Below are 1,125 nucleotides of genomic sequence, written 5' to 3'. Positions count from 1 at the left end.
GAGGCATCGCCACCCGCTATGACAAGACGCCCGAGAGCTACCTCGCCGGACTCCATCTCCGCGCAGCAACCATCTGGATCGGCAGCCTCCTGAAAGCCTGTTGATCACAACCGAAGACAGGCCCTAGCCTGGTAATGAGCCATGGCCGCCGCTCGACGGCCCGAGCGGAAGGAGCCTCCATGGATCTTCAACCCAATGAGGTTCTCGTCGCCCGTCCTGGTGACAGAAGGCCCGGGCCCAGCACCCCGGGGATGGACCGGCAGGAGGCATTCGCCACCGACGGAACGTGGTCGGGATTCGTCCGCACCGAGGCCGGCATGGTCTCCGGCTGGCATCATCACGGCGAGTACGAAACGGTGATTTACATCCTCACCGGAGCCTTGAAGATGGAGTTCGGCCCGGCCGGCTCGCGCACGCTGGAAGCCGGTCCCGGCGACTTCGTATACGTGCCGAAAGGTACCGTGCACCGGGAGAGCAACCCCTCGGCGGAGCCTTCCGACATCATCGTCATGAGGTCCGGGACCGGGCAGTCCACGTTCAACGTCAACGGGCCTGCAGGGCACTGAGGCCCCACCCGGCAAGTGGATCTACCCCACCTCCCGGCAGCCGCGCGCTCGTCAGGAGAACTTGACCACCGAGTGTCCCCGACCAGGACGGCACGGGCCACCGAGAGACAGACCAGGACGTCGTGATGGTCGTGGCCGTCGGCACACCGAGCACGCACCGACGTTGGCCGGAGACCTGAACGAGCTACCCGCGAAGTACGGGGCTAGACGGCGCGGCCCGTGCTGTGCCGGGAGTCGAGCGACTCTGAGTGCGTCCGCGCCCTTCGGCGATCCAGGTCAGCACCGGCAAGGCGTAGTGAAGCTGGTGGCTCCGCGGCTTGCTCCAGACGCGCAGTGACCGTTTCCGGCTCACCGTTGCATGACGCACCCACGATCGGGTGATTACCTGGTAACGGCCGGCCCGGCGCATCTAGGATGCCGAGTCGGCTAGGCCCAATGCCGTTGCGTTACGGGTCTGGTGGTCTTGGCGTGTGGATCACGACGGCGTCGGTGGCTGTCCGGGTCGGCTGGGGCCAGTGCCGGTGCTCGGCTCTCTTGAGGTGGTAGTTGGACATCTTGC

General features: G+C 66.0%; 1 protein-coding gene. It reads left to right on the top strand.

Features of this window, described 5'->3' with window-relative positions:
• The first annotated feature begins 251 nt into the window (after nucleotides 1-251).
• Complete coding sequence (locus ACTWQJ_RS51655; RefSeq protein ID WP_443313247.1) at nucleotides 252-566, top strand: cupin domain-containing protein; 315 nt, start codon at nucleotides 252-254, stop codon at nucleotides 564-566.
• The last annotated feature ends 559 nt before the right edge of the window (nucleotides 567-1,125 follow it).

Origin of the sequence: Streptomyces sp. KR55, from assembly GCF_052245645.1 — a bacterium.
Classification (GTDB): domain Bacteria; phylum Actinomycetota; class Actinomycetes; order Streptomycetales; family Streptomycetaceae; genus Streptomyces; species Streptomyces flavusporus.
The sequence above is the reverse complement of the archived record's forward strand: the minus strand, read 5'-3'. Positions and strand labels throughout refer to the sequence as shown.